The following is a 17,838-nucleotide window of genomic DNA, read 5'->3' as shown; positions in this document are numbered from 1 at the left end:
GCTGCCGCGGCGAGGGCCTGTAGTCGTAGGCCGACCCCCTCCCCGCGGAGTCTGGTGTTGCAGCGACACAGTCGGCCGTCCCATTGGTTGGACCCCCGAGGAGCCCTGCGCAATGACCGTCGTAAATCCCGCTCAGCCCGCTACTGACACCGCTGTCGGCCGCCCCACGCCGATCACCAACGCCACTCAGCTGCAGAAGCCGTCCGGGATGCCGATCCACAAGTACGGCCACTACGAGGCCGTCGAGATCCCCGACCGCACCTGGCCGGACAACCGGATCACCGTCGCGCCCCGCTGGCTCTCCACCGACCTGCGCGACGGCAACCAGGCGCTGATCGACCCGATGTCGCCGGCCCGCAAGCGCGAGATGTTCGACCTGCTCGTACGCATGGGCTACAAGGAGATCGAGGTCGGCTTCCCGTCCTCCGGTGAGACCGACTTCGCGTTCGTCCGCTCCATCATCGAAGAGGGCGCGATCCCCGAGGACGTGACGATCTCCGTCCTGACGCAGGCCCGCGAGGACCTGATCGAGCGGACCGTGGAGTCCCTCGTCGGCGCCCACCGCGCGACCGTGCACCTGTACAACGCGACGGCGCCCACCTTCCGCCGGGTCGTCTTCCGCGGCTCGAAGGACGACATCAAGCAGATCGCCGTGGACGGCACCCGGCTGGTCATGGAGTACGCGGAGAAGCTGCTGGGTCCGGAGACGATCTTCGGCTACCAGTACAGCCCCGAGATCTTCACCGACACCGAGCTGGACTTCGCCCTGGAGGTCTGCGAGGCGGTCTGCGACGTCTGGCAGCCGGAGGAGGGCCGCGAGATCATCCTCAACCTGCCCGCCACCGTGGAGCGTTCGACCCCTTCCACGCACGCGGACCGGTTCGAGTGGATGTCGCGCAACCTGTCGCGCCGCGAGCACATCTGCCTGTCGGTCCACCCGCACAACGACCGCGGCACCGCCGTCGCCGCCGCCGAACTGGCCATCATGGCCGGTGCGGACCGGATCGAGGGCTGCCTGTTCGGCCAGGGCGAGCGCACCGGCAACGTCGACCTGGTCACGCTGGGCATGAACCTGTTCTCGCAGGGCGTCGACCCGCAGATCGACTTCTCGCAGATCGACGAGATCCGCCGCACCAGCGAGTACTGCAACCAGATGGAGGTCCACCCGCGCCACCCCTACGCGGGCGACCTGGTCTACACCGCCTTCTCCGGCTCCCACCAGGACGCCATCAAGAAGGGCTTCGACGCCATGGAGGCCGACGCGGCCGCCCAGGGCAAGACCGTCGACGACCTCGAGTGGGCGGTGCCGTACCTGCCGATCGACCCGAAGGACGTCGGCCGCAGTTACGAGGCCGTCATCCGGGTCAACTCGCAGTCCGGCAAGGGCGGAATCGCCTACGTCCTGAAGAACGACCACAAGCTGGACCTGCCGCGCCGGATGCAGATCGAGTTCTCCCGGATCATTCAGGCCAAGACCGATGCCGAGGGCGGCGAGGTCACGCCGACGCAGATCTGGTCCACGTTCCAGGACGAGTACCTGCCGAACGCGGACGACGCTGCGGCTCAATGGGGTCGCGTACAGATCCGCTCCGGCCAGACCACGACCGGCTCCGACGGCCGGGACACGATCACCGTCGAGGCGACCGTGGACGGTACGGACACGGTGCTGACCGGCACCGGCAACGGCCCGATCTCCGCGTTCTTCGAAGCGCTGCAGGCCATCGGCATCGACGCCCGTCTGCTGGACTACACCGAACACACCATGAGCGAGGGCGCCAGCTCCCAGGCCGCCTCGTACATCGAGTGCGCGATCGACGGAAAGGTCCTGTGGGGCATCGGCATCGACGCCAACACCACGCGTGCCTCGCTGAAGGCGGTCGTCTCGGCCGTCAACCGCGCCACCCGCTGACCCGGCGCCCGAAAGGGCCTGAAGCCGCACGGTCGAAGACCCCGCCCACCCGCCTCCGGGGGGCGGGGTTCGGCCATCTCCGGGGGTTGTGACGATCGAGGTACTGACGCCACATCGCGACTGTGGTTAACATCACGTCGACACGGCAATGTTGCCGGAGTGTTACGGAGGTGTGCGACGTGTGGTCAGCCCTGGGACAACGCGCCATGAAGCTGCGTATCTGCGGCATCCGCACCATCTGGGACACCGTCGACGACGGCGAGTTCTTCTGCCCCGGCTGCGGCGGCGACCGCAACTATCGCCGCCTCACCGGCCGTCGGCGCTTCACGGTGCTCGGCGTGCCGACGCTGCGGCGCGGCACCGCGGGCCCCGTCGTCGAATGCGCCGCCTGCCGGGCCCACTTCGGCACCGACGTGCTCGACCACCCCACCACCACCCGGTTCTCCGCGATGCTCCGCGACGCCGTCCACACGGTCGCGCTCGGCGTACTCGCGGCCGGCGGCACCGCCTCCCGTACGGTCCTGGAGACCGCGGCCACCGCCGTGCGCGAAGCCGGATTCGACGACTGCACGGAGGAACAGCTCGCCACCGTCGTCGAGGTGCTCTCCGCCGACATCGGCCACGGCTCCGCCTTCGACCCGGCGGCCGAGGCCTGCGGAGCGGCCCTCGCCATCGAACTGCACGAGGCGCTGGAACCCCTCGCCCCGCATCTGGCCCCCGCCGGGCGCGAATCGATCCTGCTGCAGGGCGCCAGGATCGCGCTCGCCGACGGCCCGTACGGGCAGGCGGAGCGCGAGGTGCTGACCACGGTCGGCGGGGCGCTGCAACTCCGCGCCGAGGACACGGCCCGGCTCCTCGCCGCGGCGGCGCGTACCCCGTCCTGAACGGACCCGTCCGCACCGGGCGCGTACTCCCGCGGGAGTAACGCGTACTGCCGCGGGAGTAATCGGACCCCGCGCGCCCCCCACGGCAGTAGCCGCGAAGTCGGTCCCGGGCGCGACGTACCGACCGCTTCACGCCGGGAGTCTGGACAGGAACCAGACACCCGGCGGAAGGGGGCCCGTCATGAGGGCCGCAGTGGAATCACGTGGTACGAGGTCGCGGCCGGGCAACCGGCGGCGCGTACTGCCCTGGGCGATCCTGGCGCTCTGGGTCGCCGCGATCGCGCTCGCCGGGCCGTTGGCGGGCAAGCTCGGCGGCGTAGAGACCAACCGTGCCGTCGACTACCTCCCGGCGAGCGCCGACTCCACCCAGGTGGCGAAGGTCCAGGACGCGCTGCCCGGCGGTGAGGCCACCGAACTCGTGCTCGTCTACCACCGCGACGGCGGACTGACCGCCGCCGACCGGGCCCTGGCCGCCGAGCAGACCGCCCGGATCGCGAGCTCTCACCCGCTCACCGGGACCCCGCGCGCCGTCCCGTCCGAGGACGGCACGACGCTGATGTACCCGGTCTCCTCCACCGGCCCGGGACAGGACGACGACGCCAGGAACGCCTTCGTCGACGACATCCGCGCGGTCGCCGAGGGCGGCGGCGGACTGAGCGTCGACGTCGGCGGGCCGGGGGCGCTGATCACCGACGCGAAGAAGGTCTACGCGTCCCTCGGCGGACCGCTGCTCTACACGACCGTCGCCGTCGTGGCGATCCTGCTGATCCTCATCTATCGCAGCCCGCTGCTGTGGCTGGTGCCGCTCGTCGTCGCGGGCGTCGCCGACGTCCTGTCCATGGCCGTGATGTACGGGCTCAACCGTGGCTTCGATATCACCGTCACCGGCCAGGGCTCCGCCGTGATGACCATCCTCGTCTTCGGCGCGGGCACCGACTACGCGCTGCTGCTCGTCTCCCGCTACCGGGAGGAACTCGGCCGCTTCGTCCGGCCGTACGACGCCATGGTCGCCGCCCTGCGCGGCTGCGGGCCCGCCGTCGTCGCCTCCTCGGGCACCGTCGCCACCGGTCTGCTGTGCCTGCTTGCGGCCGACCTCACCAGCAGCCGGGGCATGGGCCCCATCGCCGCCGTCGGGGTGCTCTGTGCGCTGCTCGCCATGACGACGCTGCTGCCGGCGCTGCTGGTGCTGCTCGGCCGCCGGGTGTTCTGGCCGCTCGTCCCCGCGTACGGCGGCGTGCCCGCCCGGCGACGTTCGCTGTTCGCCGCGATGGGCGGTACGGCCGGGCGCAGGCCGGTGGCCGTGCTCGCCTGCGGAGGCGTGCTGCTGGGCGCGCTGGCGCTGGGCGCGTTCAAGCTGCCCGGCGATCTCAAGCAGGAGGACTCCTTCTCCAGCAAGCCGGAGTCGATCGCGGCGATGCAGACCCTTGCCGCCGCCTATCCAGGCCGCTCCACCCAGCCGATCACCGTGATCACCCCCACCGAACGGGCCGGTGCGACCCTGGCGAAGGCCCGTGCCACCGAGGGCGTCGCCGCCGTCGCACGCGGCCGCAGTGGCGGCGGCTGGACCGAACTGTCCGTCGTCGCCACCGACCGGCCCGAATCACCGGGGGAGCGGGCGACCATCAAGGCCCTGCGCGACTCCTTGGACGGCAGCCATGTCGGCGGGCCCAGTGCCCAGCAGATGGACGCGGAGACGGCCAATGACCGCGACCTCAAGGCCGTCGTCCCGCTCGTCCTGATCTCCGTCCTGCTGATCCTGATCGCCCTGCTGCGCAGCCTCGTCGCGCCGCTGCTGCTCGTCGCCGCCGTCGTCGCCGTGTGGGGCGCCTCGCTCGGCATCGGCGGGCTCTTCTTCGGACCGCTCTTCGGCATGAAGGGCACCGACCCCGGGCTGCCGTTGCTGAGCTTCGTCTTCCTGGTGGCGCTCGGCGTCGACTACGGCATCTTCCTGATGCACCGGGTGCGCGAGGAGACTCTTTCCGGAGCGGCACCGACGACCGCCGCGCTCACCGCGCTGCGCACCACCGGCGGCGTGATCGCCTCGGCGGGCCTGGTCCTCGCGGCCACCTTCGGGGTCCTGCTGAACATGCCGATCGTGAGCCTGGTCCAGATGGGCTTCGTCGTCGCCGTCGGCGTACTCCTCGACACCTTCCTCGTCCGCACCTATCTGGTCACCTCGGCGAGCGTGGCGCTCCAGCGGAAGATCTGGTGGCCGGGCGCGCTCAGCAGACGGCCCGCCGTACCCGACGGCCCCCGCGAAGCAGAACTCCTCACGACCGGCTGACGGTCCCCCCGCCCGTACCGGAGGATGACAGCGTGTCCCCGACCACGCGCCGCCGCGAGCGCATCCTGGCCGTCGTCAACCGCGACCCCATGGAAGCGCCGCACAAGACGCGCACCGACGCCCTCATAGCCGGGGGCGCCGGTGCGCTCTCCGCCGTACTCGCCCTGCTCACCGACCCCGCCCGCACGCCCGACGCGCTCGGCTGGGCGCTCCTGATCGCGAGCGCCGTACCGATCGCCTGGCGGCGGCGCAGCCCGCTGCTCGCGCTGCTCGCCATGATCCCGCTCCTCGTCCCGTACCACGCGCTCGACAACGCGCACACGGCACCGATGCCGCAGACCTGGATCGCGCTCTACACCGTGGCGGTGACCGGCCGGCCGCTGCGCACGCTGCTGACCGGGATCGGTGTCCTGTCCGTCATGGTGACGGTGGTGCTCACCATCAACGCCCATCAGGGCCTGGAACTGCTGCGCATCTCCGGCTGGGTCGTCGCCGTGCTGTTCTGCGGCGTCGACATGCGTGTCTACCGCCAGTACATGGCCTCCGTGCTGGAGCGCGCCGAACGCGCGGAGCGCACCCGCGAGGAGGAGGCCCGGCGGCGGGTCGCCGAGGAGCGGCTGCGGATCGCCCGCGATCTGCACGATCTGCTGGCCCACAGCATCACCCTCATCGGTGTGCAGACCTCGGTGGCCTCGCACATCCTGACCGCCGACCCGGGCCGGCTCGACCGGTACGCGATCGCCACGGCACTGGAGGACATCGCCGAGACCTGCCGGGGGGCCAGGGCTGAGCTGCGCACCACCCTGGAGGTGCTGCGCGACGGCGGGAACGACGGCGGCCACGGCCGGTCCGGCGCCGAAGACCCGCTGCCCGGCCTGGCGGCGCTGCCCGGTCTCGTACGGGCCGCCGAGGCGGCCGGCGCACAGGTCGACCTCGCGGTGCACCCACCGGCCGGCCGGCTCGCCCCGGCGACCGGCGCGGCCGTGTACCGCATCGTGCAGGAGTCGCTGACCAACGCGGTACGGCACGGCGGAGCCGGGGTACAGGTCAGCGTCGCTGTGGCACCGGACGGCGACGGCGCGCTGCGGGTCACGGTCACCGACGACGGCACAGGCCCCCCGAAGGACGGCTCCACTCCCGGGTTCGGCATGGTGGGCATGCGGGAACGGGCCCGCAGCACCGGCGGCACGCTGGACGCGGGACCCCGCCCCGGCGGCGGCTTCGAGGTCTCCGCGCTGCTGCCGTTCCAGGAGGGGGAGCCCACACCTTGATCCGCGTACTGCTTGCCGACGACCAGACCCTGGTACGGGCGGCCTTCGCGATGCTCGTCGAATCGGACCCGGACATGGAGGTCGTCGGTCAGGCGGGCAACGGCCTCGAGGCCGTCGAACTGACCCGCGCGCACCGGCCCGACCTCGTCGTCATGGACATCCGGATGCCCGACCTCGACGGCATCGGGGCGACCCGCCTCATCGCCGCCGACGAGAGCCTCGCCGGGGTGAAGGTGCTGGTCCTGACCACGTACGACACCGATGAGCACGTCGTGGAGGCACTGCGCGCGGGCGCCTCCGGTTTCCTGGTCAAGGACACCAGGCCCGCCGAACTCCTGGCCGCGATCAGGACCGTGGCGGCGGGCGAGTCCCTGCTCTCGCCCGGGCCGACCGCCCGGCTCATCGCCCGGGTGCTGAGCAGCCCCCGGACCCCGCCCGCCCCGGCGTCGGGCGGTCCGGACCGGCTCTCCGACCGGGAGCGTCAGGTCCTCTGCCTGGTCGGGCGTGGGCTGAACAACGCCGAGATCGCCGGGGCCCTCGGCCTCAGCCCGCTCACCGCGAAGACCCATGTCAGCCGGATCATGGGCAAGGTCGGTGTCCGCGACCGGGCCCAGCTGGTGATCGTCGCGTACGAATCGGGCCTGGTCGTGCCCGCCGCCGGCGAGGCGGACGGCAGGTGAGCGGCCCCGGTCGCGGGGGCGGGCCCGATGAGCCGTCCCCGTACCGGACAATGGACGCATGAGCTTGTTCCGGGACGACGGCGTGGTGCTGCGCACGCAGAAACTGGGCGAGGCCGACCGGATCATCACGATCCTGACCCGCGGCCACGGCCGGGTGCGGGCCGTCGCGCGCGGGGTGCGGCGCACGAAGTCCAAGTTCGGGGCACGGCTGGAACCCTTCTCCCACGTCGACGTGCAGTTCTTCGCCCGGGGCAGCGAACTCATCGGCCGCGGACTGCCGCTCTGCACCCAGAGCGAGACGATCGCCCCCTACGGCGGCGGCATCGTCACCGACTACGCCCGCTACACCGCGGGCACCGCGATGCTGGAGACCGCCGAGCGGTTCACCGACCATGAGGGCGAGCCCGCGGTCCAGCAGTACCTGCTGCTCGTCGGCGGGCTGCGCACCCTCGCCCGCGGCGAACACGAGCCGCATCTCATCCTCGACGCGTTCCTGCTGCGTTCGCTCGCCGTCAACGGCTACGCACCCAGCTTCGAGGACTGCGCGAAGTGCGGAATGCCCGGACCGAACCGTTTCTTCTCCGTCGCGGCGGGCGGCGTCATATGCGGCGACTGCCGGGTGCCCGGCAGCGTCGTACCCTCGGCTGAGGCCGTCACGCTGCTGAGCGCGCTGCTCACCGGTGACTGGGAGACGGCGGACGCGTGCGAGGCGCGTCATGTCAGGGAGGGGAGCGGACTGGTGTCCGCATATCTGCACTGGCATCTGGAGCGCGGACTGCGCTCACTGCGGTACGTAGAGAAGTGACACAGGCGGATCAGGCACAGGGAGCGAGACAGTTCATGGCAGTACGCGGGATGCTCGGCGGCCGTAACCGGCGCGACTACAAGACCCCGGAGCCGCACCCTTCCGGTGCCACGCCCCCGAAGCTCCCCGGCGAGCTGGTGCCCAAGCACATCGCCGTCGTGATGGACGGCAACGGCCGCTGGGCCAAGGAGCGTGGCCTCCCGCGCACCGAGGGCCACAAGGTCGGCGAGGGCGTCGTCATGGACGTCCTCAAGGGCTGCATCGAGATGGGCGTCAAGAACCTCTCGCTGTACGCGTTCTCCACCGAGAACTGGAAGCGGTCCCCGGAGGAAGTGAAGTTCCTGATGGACTTCAACCGGGACGTCATCCGCCGCCGCCGCGACGAGATGGACGAACTGGGCATCCGCATCCGCTGGGTGGGACGCATGCCCAAGCTGTGGAAGTCCGTCGTCCAGGAGCTCCAGGTCGCCCAGGAGCAGACGAAGGACAACGACAAAATGACGCTGTACTTCTGCGTCAACTACGGCGGCCGGGCCGAGATCGCCGACGCCGCGCAGCGCATCGCGCAGGACGTCGCGGCCGGGAAGCTGGATCCGTCGAAGGTCAACGAGAAGACGTTCGCGAAGTACATCTACTACCCGGACATGCCGGACGTCGACCTCTTCGTCCGCCCCAGCGGCGAGCAGCGCACGTCCAACTACCTGATCTGGCAGAGCGCCTACGCCGAGATGGTCTTCCAGGACGTGCTGTGGCCGGACTTCGACCGCCGCGACCTGTGGCGGGCCTGCGTGGAATACGCCCAGCGGGACCGGCGCTTCGGCGGCGCCGTGGAGGCGGGTACCGCCGATCCGGCGGTCTGAGCCCTCGGGCAGAACCCGCAAGGAGCGCCCCTAGACTCCTGCTCATGACAACTCAGGGGCGGGGCGGCGGGGCGGAGGCCGTGGCCGGGGAGGAAGCCGTGGTCGAGCTGGAATACCAGCCGACCAGGGCCGACTTCACCGGCGCGCTGCAAGCCCGCGCGAGGGCCAGTGCGGCCGGGCGCAGACAACGCGTGCTGATGGCCCTCCTGGCGGTCATGGCCGTGCTGACGGGAGCCCTGACGGTCCTCGACGGGGACGTTCTGTGGCTGTTCCTCTGCGCGTTGTGCGTGACCGTCGTCGTGGCACTGCCCCTGACGCTTCGGCTCACGGGCCGGCAACTGCACAGATTCGCCGCGCTCCAGGGCACGTTCCGGTCCCATGTGTACGAGACGGGCATACGGATCGACACGGAGCAGAGCACCATGACCGTCCGCTGGTCGGTCATGCCCTGTTACCGGGAGACTCCGGAACTCTTCGTGCTGCTCAGCGACGACAAGCAGGCGACCGGCCTCACCCTGCTGCCCAAGCGCGGTCTGCGCGATCCGGGCGACCTCGACCGGCTGCGCGCGGTACTCGACCGCCACCTGCGCAGGCTCTGAGCGGGCCTGCTCGGCGCCCGGGATTCTCCGGCGGGCGCGGAACGGGGGCCCGGGGGCGACGCCCCCGGACCGTCACTCCTTCACGGCCGCGCACTCCGCGCACGTTCCGAAGATCTCCACCGTGTGTGCCACGTTCACATACCCGTGCTGCGCGGCGATCGTCTCCGCCCACTGCTCCACTGCGGGCCCCTCGACCTCCACGGCCTTGCCGCACATCCGGCACACCAGATGGTGATGGTGATCGCCGGTCGAGCACCGCCGGTACACGGACTCGCCGTCCGTGGTGCGCAGTACATCGACCTCGCCCGCGTCGGCGAGGGACTGAAGGGTGCGGTAGACGGTGGTCAGCCCCACCGAGTCACCGCGGTGCTTGAGCACGTCGTGCAGCTCCTGGGCGCTGCGGAACTCGTCCACCTCGTCGAGCGCCGCCGCCACCGCCGCCCGCTGCCGGGTCGAGCGGCCGCGTACCGGAGCTGCGTTCGTTCCACTGATCGGCGCCGTCGCCACAGCAGCCTCCTCGTGTCGCCCGTACCTGTGTCGGGCCATTGTGCCAGCCCGCCCGGGCGCCACGGTCAAACCCTGAGCCCGTCCGGGGCCGGACGGGAGGCCGGTACCTCCAGAGTGCACTCCTCGGACGCGGCTTCGTCGCGCCGGGCGCGCCTTCTGGCCAGCGGGGTCGCGAGCAGCGTCAGGCCGACGAAGACCACGATGGCCAGCAGCACGATCGTCGCGCCGGGCGGGACGTCCTGGTAGTACGAGGTCACGGTGCCGGCCAGGGTCACCGCCGTACCGATGACGGCCGACAGCACGAACGTCACCTTGAAGGACCGGGAGATCTGCTGCGCGGCCGCGACCGGCACCACCATCAGCGCGCTGACCAGCAGCAGCCCGACGACCCGCATCGCCACGGTGACGGTCACCGCCGCCGTCACGGCGACCAGCAGGTTCAGCGCGCGCACCGGCAGTCCGGTGACCCGGGCGAACTCCTCGTCCTGGCTGACCGCGAACAGCTGCCGCCGCAGCCCCAGCGTCACCAGCAGCACGAAGGCGGCCAGCAGGCAGATCGCGGTGATGTCCTCGGTGGAGACCGTGGACAGCGAGCCGAAGAGGTACGAGGTGAGGTTGGCGTTGGAGCCGGTGTCGGAGAGGTTGATCAGCAGGACGCCGCCCGCCATGCCGCCGTAGAACAGCATGGCCAGCGCGATGTCGCCGCGGGTGCGTCCGTACCAGCGGATCAGCTCCATCGCGACGGCGCCGACGACGGCGACCGCCGTGGCCATCCATACCGGGCTGGTGGAGAGGAGGAAGCCGAGGCCGACACCGGTCATCGCGATGTGGCCGATGCCGTCGCCCATCAGGGCCTGGCGGCGCTGGACGAGGTAGACGCCGACGGAGGGGGCGATGACGCCGACGAGTACGGCGGCGAGCAGGGCCCGCTGCATGAACGGAGGGTCGAGGAATTCCATGATCAGCTCAGCAGTCCCGTCCGGACGGGCTCGGAGGCCGCGTGGGGGTGTACGTGGTCGTGTCCGGGCAGGGCGTGCTGGCCCAGCGCCTTCGGGGGCGGCCCGTCGTGCATCACACAGCCGTCGCGCAGCACGATCGCGCGGTCGATCAGCGGTTCCAGCGGGCCGAGCTCATGCAGCACCAGCAGGACCGTGGTACCGGCCGCGACTTGCTCGCGGAGCGTCGCGGCGAGGATCTCCTGGCTGGCCAGGTCGACGCCGGCCATCGGCTCGTCCATGATCAGCAGTTCCGGCTCGGCGGCCAGCGCCCGGGCGATCAGCACCCGCTGGTGCTGCCCGCCGGAGAGCGCGTCCACCGAGTCCTTGGCCCGGTCGGCGAGGCCGACGAGCTCGATGGCCCGGTCGACGGCAGCCCGGTCGGCCTTGCGGAGCAGACCCAGCTTCGTCCGGGACAGGCGCCCCGAGGTCACGACCTCACGGATCGTTGCGGGAACACCGCCGGCCGCCGTGGTGCGCTGGGGTACGTATCCGACGCGCGCCCAGGAGCGGAAGCGGCGCAGCGGGGTGCCGAACAGCTCGACGGAGCCGCCGGTGAGCGGGACCTGACCGATGACGGAGCGTACGGCGGTCGACTTGCCCGAGCCGTTGGCGCCGAGCAGGGCGACGACCTCGCCGCCGTGGACGGTCAGGTCGATGCCGCGCAGCACCGGACGCGCGCCGAGCGTGGCCGTGGCGCCGCGCAGGGCTATTACGGGTTCGGTCGTGGTGTTCCCGGGCTCGGGCATGAGCGACTCCGATGCTGCTGTGACGGGTGTTGCGTGGATCACTTCGCGCCGAGCGCCTTCTGCAGGGCGGCGAGGTTGGACTGCATGACTTCGATGTAGTCAGCGCCCTTGGACTTGTCCGTGATTCCCTCCAGCGGGTCCAGGACGTCGGTCTTCAGGCCGGTGTCCTTGGCGAGGGTCTTCGCGGTCCTGTCGCTGGCGAGCGTCTCGAAGAATACGGTGGAGACCTTGTTCTTCTCCGCGATGGTGTGGATCTCCTTGATCCGGGCGGGGCTGGGCTCGGCCTCGGGGTCGACGCCGGCGATGCCCTCCTGGGTCAGGCCGTAGCGCTCGGCGAGGTAGCCGAAGGCGGAGTGCGTGGTGATGAAGGTCTTGGTCGCGGTGTTCTTCAGACCGTTCTCGTACGCCGTGTTCAGGCTGTCGAGCTTGGTGACCAGCGCTTCCGTGTTCTTTCGGTAGTCCGCGGCGTGGTCGGGGTCGGTCTTCTCCAGCGACTTCCCGACACCCTTGGCGACCTCGGCGTACTTCACCGGGTCCAGCCAGATGTGCGGGTCGGCCCCGGCCTCGTCGCCGTGGTGCTCGTGGCCGTGCTCGTCGGCGCCGGTCTCGGTGCCGTGGTCCTCCAGCGTGGTGAGGGTCGAGGCGTCGATGACGTTCTTCGACCCGGACTGCTTGATCGCGTCGTCCACGGCGGGCTGGATGCCCTTGACGTAGAGGATGTAGCCGGCGTCGGTGAGCCCGCCGATCTGCCGCGGGCTGAGCTCCAGGTCGTGCGGCTCCTGGCCCGGTTTGGTCAGCGTGGTGACCGAGACGTGCTTCCCGCCGATCTGCTCGGCCAGGAACTGCATCGGATAGAACGAGGCCACCACGTTCAGCTTCCCACCGTATCTGTGGTCGGCGGCGTCCGAGGAGGAGCAGGCGGTGAGCGCGGTGAGACCGAGGACGGCTGCTCCGGCGACGGCGGCAGTGGGTATGAGGCGGCTTACGTTCATGACAGTCATTTTCAACAAAACTGGAAACGATTGTCAACAAGACTGATGAGATGACTCCTCGGCAGTCCGTGCCGATACCGATTTGATCCCAGGGGCGTGCCCGCCGGTAATCTTGGGTATTCGCCCGCCCGTCTCCCGACCGTCACCCCCCACCGAGGCGCTTCGCGCCACCCTTGTCCAATTTCGCCGTCGTAATGAAGAGAGCACCGTGGCCGCCGACAAGATCGACTCCATCGTCAGCCTGAGCAAGCGCCGTGGCTTCGTCTATCCCTGCAGTGAGATCTACGGTGGTCAGCGCGCCGCCTGGGACTACGGGCCGCTGGGCGTGGAGATGAAGGAGAACCTCAAGCGCCAGTGGTGGCGCTACATGGTCACCTCGCGCGAGGACGTGGTCGGTCTCGACTCGTCGGTCATCCTGGCCCCCGAGGTGTGGTCCGCCTCCGGCCACGTCGCCACGTTCACCGACCCGCTGACCGAGTGCACCTCCTGCCACAAGCGCTTCCGCGCCGACCACCTGGAGGAGGCGTACGAGGAGAAGCACGGCCACGCTCCCGCGAACGGCCTGGCCGAGCTCAACTGCCCCAACTGCGGCAACAAGGGCACCTTCACCGAGCCCAAGCAGTTCTCGGGTCTGCTCTCCACGCACCTCGGCCCGACCCAGGACTCCGGCTCCGTCGCCTACCTGCGTCCCGAGACCGCGCAGGGCATCTTCACCAACTTCGGCCAGGTGCAGCAGACTTCGCGCAAGAAGCCGCCGTTCGGTATCGCCCAGATGGGCAAGTCCTTCCGGAACGAGATCACTCCGGGCAACTTCATCTTCCGGACCCGCGAGTTCGAGCAGATGGAGATGGAGTTCTTCGTCAAGCCGGGCGAGGACGAGGAGTGGCAGCAGTACTGGATGGACCAGCGCTGGAACTGGTACACGGACCTCGGCATGCGCGAGGAGAACATGCGCTGGTACGACCACCCGGCGGAGAAGCTCTCGCACTACTCCAAGCGCACCGCCGACATCGAGTACCGCTTCCGCTTCGGCGGCAGCGAGTGGGGCGAGCTGGAGGGCGTCGCCAACCGCACGGACTACGACCTCAAGGCGCACTCCAAGGCCTCGGGCACGGACCTGTCCTTCTTCGACCAGGAGGCCGGCGAGCGCTGGACTCCGTACGTCATCGAGCCGGCGGCCGGTGTCGGCCGCGCGATGCTCGCCTTCCTCCTCGACGCCTACATCGAGGACGAGGCGCCCAACGCCAAGGGCGTCATGGAGAAGCGCACCGTGATGCGTCTCGACCCGCGCCTCGCGCCGGTCAAGGTCGCTGTCCTGCCGCTGTCCCGCAACCCGCAGCTGTCGCCGAAGGCCAAGGGCCTCGCCACCGACCTGCGGAAGAACTGGAACATCGAGTTCGACGACGCGGGCGCCATCGGCCGCCGTTACCGCCGTCAGGACGAGATCGGTACGCCGTTCTGCGTCACCGTCGACTTCGACACCCTCGACGACAACGCGGTGACCGTGCGCGAGCGCGACACCATGAAGCAGGAGCGCGTCTCCCTGGACCAGATCCAGGCCTACCTCGGCGCCCGGCTGCTGGGCTGCTGACGCACCGCGGTTTCCCGGCGAAGCCCCCGGTTCCCCGTACCCCGTACGGAACCGGGGGCTTCGTTGCAGACTGTCCACGCCGAACAGTTGCGTCCACGCGTCACCAGGAGGCCCGTATGCCGTCCACGACCACGAGCAAGGTCAGCAGACGGGATCAGCACGGCCGTGAACACATCGTCCACGTGACGAAGCCGGGGATGCAGCGGCAGTTGGACTGCGACACCTGCGGCTGGCGCAAGGGTGTGCAGTTCCTGCCCTGGCTCAAGGCCGAGGAACATCTCGCCGAGGCGCACCAGGCAACGGTCGACCGGACCGCCTGAGCGGGCTGCGGGCGCCGACCCGGTGGAAAACCGGGTGCTGAGCCCGTTCCGGCCGGGGTACGGTTCGGGCATGTCTTCGTTCTTCCAGATCTACGAGTGAGAGTGCGGCGGGCCCGACCACCCGCCGCCCATCGGACCGATCCAGGTCGCCTCAGACCTCAATTCTCACCACGAATGGGAGAACGCCGTGGCCAAGAGCCGTAACAACCTCCTCGGTGTGGGCGGACAGCGCAAGAAGCTGTCCCGCGCCGAGCAGCAGGGTGTGGGCGCTGCCCGCACCACCGACCGCAAGGCGGCCGCCGACCAGAAGCAGGAACTGCTGCGCAAGATGCGCGAGCGCGCGCAGTCGGGATCAGCCTCCGACTCCGACGACGGCTCTGCCCGGGCCGAGCCGTCGTCGGACGGCACCGCGCAGCCGAGCGCGTCCGAGCAGGACGAATCGGCGCGGAGCTGACGCCTCCTGATCACCCGTACGACCGTGGGCCCGGATCACCTGAAGCGATCCGGGCCCACGCCCTTGTCCGCTTGTCTGCTTGTCCGCGCCCGCTTGTCCGCGCCCCGGCGGCGGCCGCTCCGTCTTCACACCCTGGAGCTCGCCGACGCCTGATCCCCGGCAGCGGCGCCCGTCGGCGCCTCCAGGCGCTCCGCGGTCCGGTGCGCCGTCTTCCGCGCCCAGCGCCCGCTGGTCAGCGCACCCACGAGCAGGACGGACAGCCCGCACCCGCTGAGGATCCACCAGGCGGGCTTGCTTGCGTCCACGAAGGCCGCCGCGTACGCGGCGCCACGCGGGGACCCCGTACCGGCCACGCCCGCCGCCAGCACCGCACCGATCACGGCGACCCCGAGCGTCCCGCCGACCTGCCGGCTGGTCGAGGCGACCGCCGCCGCCACACCGGCCTGCGAGCGCGGCATCCCGGAGACGGCCGTGTTGGTGATCGGCGCGTTCACCATGCCGAAGCCGAGGCCGAACAGCACGTAGCCGGTGAACAGCAGGACGTCGTTCGTCTCCGCGTCGAGCGCGGCGAACATCAGCCCGCACGCCGTCATGGCCACCCCCGCCACGAGCAGCGGGAGCCGCGGCCCCCGGCTGCCGACGAGCCGCCCCGACAGCGGTGCGCAGACAAAGGTCAGGGCCGCCATCGGCAGCATGTAGAGCCCGGCGTGCAGGGCGCTCAGTCCGCGCACGTTCTGCAGATAGAGGGTGTTGAGGAAGAGGAATCCGCTCAGCGCGGCGAAGGCGCAGACCGCTATGACGGTGGCCCCGCTGAACGGGGCGCTGCGGAAGAAGCGCAGATCGATCAGGGGCTCGGCACGCCGCGGCTCGTACAGCAGCAGCCCGATCAGGGAGCACCCGGCGAGCGCGGCGAACAGCAGGATCCGCGGCGAGTCCCAGCCCTCCGAGGGCGCCTCGATGATCGCGTACGTCAGCGAACCGAGCAGCGCGATCACCAGCAGCTGCCCCACGGGGTCGGGGCGGCGCGGCTCCGGGGCGCGCGACTCGGGGACGTACCGCCAGGTGAGCAGCAGCGCGAGGAGACCGACCGGCAGATTGATCCAGAAGATCGACCGCCAGCCGACCGAGTCCACCAGCAGACCGCCGATCACCGGGCCCGCCGCCATGGAGATGCCGACGACACCGCCCCACACCCCGATGGCGCGGGCCCGCTCGCGCGGCTCGGTGAAGGTGTTGGTGATGATCGACATCGCGACGGGATTCAGCATCGAGCCGCCTACCGCCTGCACCATCCGGAACGCCACCAGCGACTCAAGGTTCGGTGCCAGGGAGCAGAGGACCGAGCCGAGGGTGAAGAGGACGAGTCCGATCTTGAAGATCTTCCGGCGCCCGATCCGGTCGGCGGTGGAGCCCGCGAGCATCAGCAGCGACGCGAGGACGAGGGTGTAGGCGTCGATCGTCCACTGCATGCCCGCCACGGTGGCGTGCAGTTCCTTCTGCATGGACGGCAGGGCGACATTGAGGACGGTGTTGTCGAGGCTGACGATCAGCAGGCTCATACAGCAGATCGCCAGTACCAGCTGCCGTCGGCGGGGGCTCAGCTCGGGCATACATGGATAGTACGGTTAACTAACGAACTCTGCTGGCAGGCCGCTCCGCGCCGTACGCGACAATGGAGCAATGACCACGCTCGCCCCCTCGCTCCCGCAGCTCCGGATAGGCCCGCACACGGTGCAGCCGCCGGTGGTGCTCGCCCCCATGGCCGGCATCACCAACGCCCCGTTCCGCACCCTGTGCCGGGAGTTCTCCGGCGGCAAGGGGCTGTTCGTCAGCGAGATGATCACCACCCGGGCGCTGGTCGAGCGCAACGAGAAGACCATGCAGCTCATCCACTTCGACGCGAGCGAGACCCCGCGCTCGATCCAGCTGTACGGAGTGGACCCGGTCACCGTCGGCAAGGCCGTCCGCATGATCGTCGACGAGAACCTCGCCGACCACATCGACCTGAACTTCGGCTGCCCGGTCCCCAAGGTGACCCGCAAGGGCGGCGGTTCGGCGCTCCCGTACAAGCGGCCGCTGCTGCGCGCGATCCTCAACCAGGCGGTTTCCAACGCGGGTGACCTGCCGGTCACGATCAAGATGCGCAAGGGCATCGACGACGACCACATCACCTATCTCGACGCGGGCCGGATCGCGGTGGAGGAGGGCGTCACGGCCGTCGCCCTGCACGGCAGGACGGCCGCCCAGCACTACGGCGGCACCGCCGACTGGGACGCCATCGCCCGGCTCAAGGAGCACGTCCCGGAGATTCCCGTCCTCGGCAACGGCGACATCTGGTGCGCGGACGACGCCCGCAGGATGATGCGCGAGACCGGCTGCGACGGCGTGGTCGTGGGGCGCGGCTGCCTGGGCCGCCCCTGGCTGTTCGGTGACCTGGTGAGCGCCTTCGAGGGTACGGAGACGCGGCAGGCGCCGGGGCTCAGGAAGGTTGCCGACGTGATGCTCCGGCACGCGACGCTGCTGGGGGAGTGGATCGGCGACGAGACCCGTGGCGTGATCGACTTCCGCAAGCACGTCGCCTGGTACCTCAAGGGCTTCTCGGTCGGCTCGGAGATGCGTAAGAAGCTGGCGATCACCTCGTCGCTGGAGGAGCTGGGCGGGCAGTTGCGGGAGCTGGACCTTGACCAGCCGTGGCCGGACGGGGCGGACGGGCCGCGCGGACGCACCTCGGGCAACAACCGGGTGGTCCTGCCGGACGGCTGGCTGAAGGACCCGTACGACTGCGCGGGCGTCAGCGCGGACGCGGAGCTGGACACCTCGGGCGGCTGACGGCTGCCCCCGGGTTCTTCCGGGGCTCCCAAGAGCCGCACAGGCTCCTGGGAGCCCCTTTTCGTGCCCTTCCGGCCCTTCCAGGGCCCTTTCGGCCCTCCGGACCCCG

At 70.3% G+C, this 17,838-nt stretch carries 17 protein-coding genes; 12 read left to right on the top strand and 5 right to left on the bottom strand.

The features are described 5' to 3' along the window. Window positions 1-112 precede the first annotated feature (112 nt). The 8 genes from leuA (at window position 113) to OG306_RS11570 (ending at window position 9,292) form a co-directional block, all read left to right on the top strand. Window positions 113-1,909: a 2-isopropylmalate synthase gene (leuA, locus tag OG306_RS11605; protein ID WP_266746113.1), complete on the top strand. Its 1,797-nt coding sequence runs from the start codon at window positions 113-115 to the stop codon at window positions 1,907-1,909. 206 nt (window positions 1,910-2,115) lie between these two features. Beyond that, complete coding sequence (locus tag OG306_RS11600) at window positions 2,116-2,793, top strand: TerB family tellurite resistance protein (RefSeq protein WP_266752168.1); 678 nt, start codon at window positions 2,116-2,118, stop codon at window positions 2,791-2,793. Window positions 2,794-2,974: 181 nt separating this feature from the next. Further along, window positions 2,975-5,077 carry an MMPL family transporter gene (locus OG306_RS11595; protein WP_266906773.1) on the top strand — a complete coding sequence of 701 codons (2,103 nt, stop codon included), beginning with the start codon at window positions 2,975-2,977 and terminating at the stop codon, window positions 5,075-5,077. Window positions 5,078-5,166: 89 nt separating this feature from the next. Then, window positions 5,167-6,348 carry a sensor histidine kinase gene (locus tag OG306_RS11590; protein ID WP_266907722.1) on the top strand — a complete coding sequence of 394 codons (1,182 nt, stop codon included), beginning with the start codon at window positions 5,167-5,169 and terminating at the stop codon, window positions 6,346-6,348. Then, window positions 6,345-7,028 carry a response regulator gene (locus tag OG306_RS11585; RefSeq protein ID WP_266906775.1) on the top strand — a complete coding sequence of 228 codons (684 nt, stop codon included), beginning with the start codon at window positions 6,345-6,347 and terminating at the stop codon, window positions 7,026-7,028. Before OG306_RS11590 ends, OG306_RS11585 begins: the two co-directional genes overlap by 4 nt. 58 nt (window positions 7,029-7,086) lie before the next feature. Beyond that, complete coding sequence (recO, locus tag OG306_RS11580) at window positions 7,087-7,833, top strand: DNA repair protein RecO (protein WP_266906777.1); 747 nt, start codon at window positions 7,087-7,089, stop codon at window positions 7,831-7,833. Window positions 7,834-7,868: 35 nt separating this feature from the next. Next, the gene (locus OG306_RS11575) at window positions 7,869-8,693 is read left to right on the top strand and encodes an isoprenyl transferase (RefSeq protein WP_266906779.1); all 825 of its coding nucleotides are present in this window, start codon (window positions 7,869-7,871) and stop codon (window positions 8,691-8,693) included. 44 nt (window positions 8,694-8,737) lie between these two features. Beyond that, window positions 8,738-9,292, top strand: coding sequence for a YcxB family protein (locus tag OG306_RS11570; RefSeq protein ID WP_266746108.1), 555 nt, complete (start codon window positions 8,738-8,740; stop codon window positions 9,290-9,292). A gap of 72 nt (window positions 9,293-9,364) precedes the next feature. On the opposite strand, the gene OG306_RS11565 is transcribed toward OG306_RS11570, so the two are convergent. The 4 genes from OG306_RS11565 to OG306_RS11550 form a co-directional block, all read right to left on the bottom strand. Further along, window positions 9,365-9,799: a Fur family transcriptional regulator gene (locus tag OG306_RS11565; protein ID WP_266746107.1), complete on the bottom strand. Its 435-nt coding sequence runs from the start codon at window positions 9,797-9,799 to the stop codon at window positions 9,365-9,367. A gap of 65 nt (window positions 9,800-9,864) precedes the next feature. Continuing rightward, window positions 9,865-10,758 (bottom strand): metal ABC transporter permease, encoded by an 894-nt coding sequence (locus OG306_RS11560; RefSeq protein WP_266906780.1) that lies wholly within the window; start codon window positions 10,756-10,758, stop codon window positions 9,865-9,867. A gap of 2 nt (window positions 10,759-10,760) precedes the next feature. Continuing rightward, entirely contained in the window at window positions 10,761-11,543 is a 783-nt protein-coding gene (locus tag OG306_RS11555) for a metal ABC transporter ATP-binding protein (protein WP_266746105.1), read from the bottom strand. A 38-nt stretch (window positions 11,544-11,581) separates the two neighbouring features. Beyond that, window positions 11,582-12,535: a metal ABC transporter substrate-binding protein gene (locus tag OG306_RS11550; protein WP_266906782.1), complete on the bottom strand. Its 954-nt coding sequence runs from the start codon at window positions 12,533-12,535 to the stop codon at window positions 11,582-11,584. A gap of 208 nt (window positions 12,536-12,743) precedes the next feature. On the opposite strand from OG306_RS11550, the gene OG306_RS11545 reads away from it, so the two are divergent. The 3 genes from OG306_RS11545 to OG306_RS11535 all read left to right on the top strand — a co-directional run bounded on the left by OG306_RS11545 (window position 12,744) and on the right by OG306_RS11535 (window position 14,900). Then, entirely contained in the window at window positions 12,744-14,126 is a 1,383-nt protein-coding gene (locus OG306_RS11545; protein ID WP_266746103.1) for a glycine--tRNA ligase, read from the top strand. A gap of 116 nt (window positions 14,127-14,242) precedes the next feature. Further along, complete coding sequence (locus OG306_RS11540) at window positions 14,243-14,446, top strand: hypothetical protein (RefSeq protein ID WP_266746102.1); 204 nt, start codon at window positions 14,243-14,245, stop codon at window positions 14,444-14,446. 187 nt (window positions 14,447-14,633) lie between these two features. After that, window positions 14,634-14,900, top strand: a complete 267-nt coding sequence (locus OG306_RS11535; protein ID WP_266746101.1) for a DUF6243 family protein — start codon at window positions 14,634-14,636, stop codon at window positions 14,898-14,900. A gap of 125 nt (window positions 14,901-15,025) precedes the next feature. Here OG306_RS11535 and OG306_RS11530 read toward each other — a convergent pair whose 3' ends face one another. Then, entirely contained in the window at window positions 15,026-16,510 is a 1,485-nt protein-coding gene (locus OG306_RS11530) for an MFS transporter (protein ID WP_266746100.1), read from the bottom strand. A gap of 70 nt (window positions 16,511-16,580) precedes the next feature. Between OG306_RS11530 and dusB the strand changes: the two genes are divergently transcribed. Then, window positions 16,581-17,729, top strand: a complete 1,149-nt coding sequence (dusB, locus tag OG306_RS11525; RefSeq protein WP_266746099.1) for a tRNA dihydrouridine synthase DusB — start codon at window positions 16,581-16,583, stop codon at window positions 17,727-17,729. Window positions 17,730-17,838 lie beyond the last annotated feature (109 nt).

This window comes from Streptomyces sp. NBC_01241, from assembly GCF_041435435.1.
In the GTDB taxonomy this organism is placed as follows: domain Bacteria; phylum Actinomycetota; class Actinomycetes; order Streptomycetales; family Streptomycetaceae; genus Streptomyces.
This window is presented reverse-complemented; position numbering and strand designations above follow the sequence as displayed.

What these genes read in the sequence shown, in the direction of transcription:
- leuA (WP_266746113.1), top strand. Translation starts at nt 113, where the DNA reads ATGACCGTCGTAAATCCCGCTCAGCCCGCTACTGACACCGCTGTCGGC.
- OG306_RS11595 (WP_266906773.1), top strand. Translation starts at nt 2,975, where the DNA reads ATGAGGGCCGCAGTGGAATCACGTGGTACGAGGTCGCGGCCGGGCAAC.
- OG306_RS11550 (WP_266906782.1), bottom strand. Translation starts at nt 12,535, where the DNA reads ATGAACGTAAGCCGCCTCATACCCACTGCCGCCGTCGCCGGAGCAGCC.
- OG306_RS11530 (WP_266746100.1), bottom strand. Translation starts at nt 16,510, where the DNA reads ATGCCCGAGCTGAGCCCCCGCCGACGGCAGCTGGTACTGGCGATCTGC.
- OG306_RS11555 (WP_266746105.1), bottom strand. Translation starts at nt 11,543, where the DNA reads ATGCCCGAGCCCGGGAACACCACGACCGAACCCGTAATAGCCCTGCGC.
- dusB (WP_266746099.1), top strand. Translation starts at nt 16,581, where the DNA reads ATGACCACGCTCGCCCCCTCGCTCCCGCAGCTCCGGATAGGCCCGCAC.
- OG306_RS11560 (WP_266906780.1), bottom strand. Translation starts at nt 10,758, where the DNA reads ATGGAATTCCTCGACCCTCCGTTCATGCAGCGGGCCCTGCTCGCCGCC.
- OG306_RS11570 (WP_266746108.1), top strand. Translation starts at nt 8,738, where the DNA reads ATGACAACTCAGGGGCGGGGCGGCGGGGCGGAGGCCGTGGCCGGGGAG.
- OG306_RS11600 (WP_266752168.1), top strand. Translation starts at nt 2,116, where the DNA reads ATGAAGCTGCGTATCTGCGGCATCCGCACCATCTGGGACACCGTCGAC.
- OG306_RS11575 (WP_266906779.1), top strand. Translation starts at nt 7,869, where the DNA reads ATGGCAGTACGCGGGATGCTCGGCGGCCGTAACCGGCGCGACTACAAG.
- OG306_RS11540 (WP_266746102.1), top strand. Translation starts at nt 14,243, where the DNA reads ATGCCGTCCACGACCACGAGCAAGGTCAGCAGACGGGATCAGCACGGC.
- OG306_RS11590 (WP_266907722.1), top strand. Translation starts at nt 5,167, where the DNA reads ATGGAAGCGCCGCACAAGACGCGCACCGACGCCCTCATAGCCGGGGGC.
- recO (WP_266906777.1), top strand. Translation starts at nt 7,087, where the DNA reads ATGAGCTTGTTCCGGGACGACGGCGTGGTGCTGCGCACGCAGAAACTG.